The 4,610-nt window shown below is 26.2% G+C and carries 5 protein-coding genes; all 5 read right to left on the bottom strand.

Going from position 1 to position 4,610, the window contains the following annotated elements; all coding sequences use genetic code 11:
* Positions 1-14: 14 nt before the first annotated feature.
* The 5 genes from PHC28_RS15885 to PHC28_RS15865 all read right to left on the bottom strand — a co-directional run bounded on the left by PHC28_RS15885 (position 15) and on the right by PHC28_RS15865 (position 4,375).
* Positions 15-2,039, bottom strand: a complete 2,025-nt coding sequence (locus PHC28_RS15885) for a hypothetical protein (protein WP_300102913.1) — start codon at positions 2,037-2,039, stop codon at positions 15-17.
* 100 nt (positions 2,040-2,139) lie between these two features.
* Positions 2,140-2,880 (bottom strand): hypothetical protein, encoded by a 741-nt coding sequence (locus PHC28_RS15880; protein WP_300102911.1) that lies wholly within the window; start codon positions 2,878-2,880, stop codon positions 2,140-2,142.
* 11 nt (positions 2,881-2,891) lie between these two features.
* Complete coding sequence (locus PHC28_RS15875) at positions 2,892-3,299, bottom strand: hypothetical protein (protein ID WP_300102909.1); 408 nt, start codon at positions 3,297-3,299, stop codon at positions 2,892-2,894.
* 2 nt (positions 3,300-3,301) lie between these two features.
* Positions 3,302-3,877 carry a hypothetical protein gene (locus PHC28_RS15870; protein WP_300102907.1) on the bottom strand — a complete coding sequence of 192 codons (576 nt, stop codon included), beginning with the start codon at positions 3,875-3,877 and terminating at the stop codon, positions 3,302-3,304.
* Between the two features lie 42 nt (positions 3,878-3,919).
* Positions 3,920-4,375: a TnsA endonuclease N-terminal domain-containing protein gene (locus tag PHC28_RS15865; protein ID WP_300102904.1), complete on the bottom strand. Its 456-nt coding sequence runs from the start codon at positions 4,373-4,375 to the stop codon at positions 3,920-3,922.
* Positions 4,376-4,610 lie beyond the last annotated feature (235 nt).

Below are 4,610 nucleotides of genomic sequence, written 5' to 3'. Positions count from 1 at the left end.
TGGTTACTTAGATATTATTGATAACTATAAACTTTCGTACCACAATCCCAATAACGATCAAATCCATTCATCTTCATATTTTTCCATTCAGTTAATTCTGGATCAAAATTTTCTAATAATTTACTCAATTTATGCTTCTGATATTTCGATCTATGTTCTAATTTCTGATAATCTTTGGTATACCAATAACTCGGTACAGAAATATTCTCTAATTTCCATCCACATTGTTCGTATAAATTACCATTCGAAATCATCCGATTTGCATACGAAATAAATGAACCAGAAAGATTACTATTCTTCATCAATTTTGAAAAAGCACCTGGTATCGAATATCCGATTTTATTAGCAAACCTGATTACTTCATAATCATAACCTTTTGAATATCGAGGTTTACTGTATGAAATACAAGATAAAAGATCACCATCTTTATAGAGTCCATAATTAATAGATCCATTACCAGATCCTTGGATATGATTTTCTTGAAAAAATTGTTTCGCTACTTTTGTATCGACTTTACCAACGAAACATTTTCTAGCATAAACCCGTTCTTTATACAATCCTAGTGTATTACTTATCATAGACAATATCAGATCAGTTTTATTTAAAATTTCTTGATCGGTAAATTGAAGAAGTTTGATACCTAATTCTTCACATCTATCGAGTTTGTTAAGGTGATAATTCTTATCTTTACCAGAAGTTTCTGAGTGCCAATAAATACCATTGATTTCTATAGCCAATTTATGATCAGGTATAAAAATATCTAATTCCAATGGTTTTATAATTGATCTGGTATTTTCGATGAAATAGATATTATTTTGTTTTAAATAATTTGAAACTATTTTATGTGGAAAACTAATATTATAAGTTTCTATATCTGGTCTATATTTTCTAGTATATCTTAATAATAATTGTATCTGTAAAGTTGGATAATATTCAATCACATCATCTATACATTTGAAACTTTTCCATATTTCAATATTATTTAAATCTAATATATATTCTGTAATATGTTTTTGATTATAATTTTCAACATTATATCGTATTAAGTTAGTTTGTTTAATCTTATCTTGCACTTCTTTTGATTGTAACGGACTCTTGACCCCATACCGTATTAAGTTAGTTTGTTCAATCTTATTACGAATTATATTTGATTCAATAGAATATTCAACCCCATACCTGTCAAGATTAGTCTGTTTAATTTTATCCTGTACTTCTTTTGATTGTATTGCATATTCAACACTATATCGTTCAAGATTAGTTTGTTTAATCTTATCTTTAATTACTTCTGATTGAAATGGATTTTTTACTCCATATTTTTCAATACATGTTTGTTCAACTTTGCGTTTAATAACTAATGACTGTAATGGGTTTTCAACACCATAATTTTTTAGTAATATATTTTTCTTTTTTTCTTTAATACTTTGTCTTTGTGAGTTATGTTCAACACCATACCTATCAAGATTAGTTTGTTTAATCTTATCTTGAACTTCTTTTGATTGTATTGCATATTCAACACTATATCGTTCAAGATTAGTTTGTTTAATCTTATCTCTAATTACTTCTGATTGAAACGGATTTTCAACACCATATATATCTAAGTTTGTTTGTTTAATTTTGTCTTGTATTAAATTTGATTGTGATGGATTTTCAACGCCATATCGTTCAAGATTAGTTTGTTTAATCTTATCTTTAATTACTTCTGATTGAAATGGATTTTTTACTCCATATTTTTCAATACATGTTTGTTCAAAAACTTTTTGTTTATATTTTTTACAAAGACATTCATGTTCAGAACAATAAATAGAGTATCCAGTAGTAAAAGCATTAAATTTAGTAATTTTATTACTACCAATACAAATAGGATATTCAAATAAATTATTGTAACAATGATATAATCTTTGAGGTATAGTTACATCAGTTAATAAAAATAAAGTTAAATTTTTAACTCGTTCTAAATATTCTTGATTCTCTTGCTTTAATAATAATTTACCATGAATTTTTCCATTCCGGATAAATCTTTTTGTAATTTCATCTTTCATTTATCATCCTTATAAATAATTAAAACAGGACAACTCAATATCATCCTGAGCTGATTAATAGTTGCAATATTAATCTAACTGTTATTATTTATATCTTAAATTATTGAAATCTCATTATCGACGTATCATCCGCAGAACTTTGCCAATACTTATAAGAAAATGTTATTGGTATTTTAGCTATATCTCCGTTCGCATATCCTAAATCAACTTGTCCAATAGTTATTGGGAAACATTCAAATAAATCAACATAATATTCAGAATCATATCCATCTGTATTAATCAATATTATTCTCATATCACTTACAAATTCATCATAATAATTGACTGTATTTGAACCAACATTAAGCACTGCCCCTTGCCACGTTTCAAAATAAGTTCTGGTATTAAAATCAGAATCAGTTAAGAATGACATAGTAATAGGATCATAAGGTGATTGACTATATGGTACTCTATATGGTGTAGATAATTGACGATGATCATATGTTAATAATGTTCTACCTGGCATAGAACATGATTCACAGTATAAACTGATTAGACCATTATCGTTTATATTATTTTCAATATATCTGATTTTTGATTGTCCAGAATTAGAATTTGTACCAGCTAAATCATTTTGTCCAGTTAATCCGGATAGTAACTTTGCTGCTTCAGATAGAGGTGTATTTGATGAATTTTTGTCAATAGTATTAGCTATAACATTAGCGATATTTGTTATACCCCCATCAGCGAATCCTCTTGGTAAATGAAATTCAACTCTATATCTATTAAGAGAAGCAAATCCAGTGAATTTATGTCTACTTAATAAATTTGATATACTAAGATCATTTAAATGCTTTGCCATAATTGTAACCTTTATTGAGATATTAAACTAAATTTCTTTGCATTCAATAAAGATTCTTTTGATACAGACATCGGTAATTCTTTAAATCCTTGATCCCTAAAAACAGCAAATCTATGGCGACCATTATTAAATGAAATATTCCCCTCATCATTTACTGATATTGAAGGTGCTTTAATTGTTTTATTATTCTGTAAAAAATCCAAAAATCTTTGATATTTAAATTCACTTTGAGTACTATTTTTGCCTAAATATTTAATATAATAATCTTGATCTTTTTTAAATAGTTTATCAACTTTTTCAATATCAAAATCAACCAATTGTACTCCATCGTTATCAAAATCAGGATCAATAATAAAATGATAAATAATATTATTAAATTTGATATTATTTTCTAAAATATATTCTTGAAACGATTTCATCTTCATCCTTTATATTTGACTTGCTTATGAACATAGCTCTCTGATTTCTTCTGGAATTTCGCAGTTGGTAATAAAGCAACATCCGTCCAATCTTCATGGCTTACTTTTATAAAAGAACTCTTAATATGGGTTTTCAAATATCTCTTTATACAAGGTGAGAATAAATCACTCGATGCAACGCCTTTTAATATTTGATAATTTATCGCAAGATATTTTCTTTCTGTATATTTTCCTGCATTAAGAGTTTTCTCTAAATTAGATGATAAAATATCTAACAATTTCACTCTTAAATTATTAGGTAAATAGTGTAAATTTAATCCCAGAAAACCGTCGGAATAAATGTTTATTGGGATAACTAAAGGCAACATATCCCAATATGGAAGCTCATCTTTCCATTTCGCATCATATAGGAAGTGAAATAATCCTCCGATGAATACATTTTTTCCCGCTTTTAATGTATTAAAAGTAGAATGTTTATAATCTTCATAATGAGTCTTTGTAGCATTAAAGAACCATCTGAGTGCCTGAGCTTTTCTTTGTTGAGTTGCTTTTGAAACTTCCCTTTCTATTCTCGCCATATTTGAAATTTTCTCTTAATTTATTATATTTAAAAAATAAAACTATTTGATTTTTTTAATACCTAAAGCATATTCATCCATCAGTACGAATTTGAAATTATTTTGTTTACACCATTCTTCAGCAGCTTTCCATTTATCTTGATTAACTGTCCAAGTTAGGCATTCATTTATATATGTCTTAGTGCTTTTCTTACCTTTTATAGGTTTAGTTATTTGACTGTTTGGTTTTATTTCAATTGCTAAATTTTCAATTGATCCATCTTCTTTTTTCATTTGCACAAATAGATCAATAAAATATCGACGCATTTTATTATCAACCTGACTAAAATAAGGTATCGCAGTTATTTCACTTCCCCATTTTATTACTGATGGATTTGAATCACACCATCTAAACATTTTTTTTTCCCAAGAACTTCTTACAACAATATTTGTATAATCTCCAACATATTTTTCTGGAAATTTGATTTGATATTTATACGGTTTTGGATATGTTCGCATTTCTATTTTTCTGATTTTATGTGTTATAACATATTGTTTTTACTGTACTATTTTTTGAATTTTAATGATTTCTTCAATTGATAGAGTATTAAGTACAATTAAGAATAATAAAATTCATGATTTTTATAAGTGTATGATTTAATTAACATTTAAAATAAACCCTAAATAAAATATTTTAAATGTATTTATTAAATAGTAAAATCAATATTTTTATTATATAATATAAAATAATAAG

The organism is Flavobacterium sp., from assembly GCF_028712645.1.
GTDB lineage: Bacteria > Bacteroidota > Bacteroidia > Flavobacteriales > Flavobacteriaceae > Flavobacterium.
The sequence above is the reverse complement of the archived record's forward strand: the minus strand, read 5'-3'. Positions and strand labels throughout refer to the sequence as shown.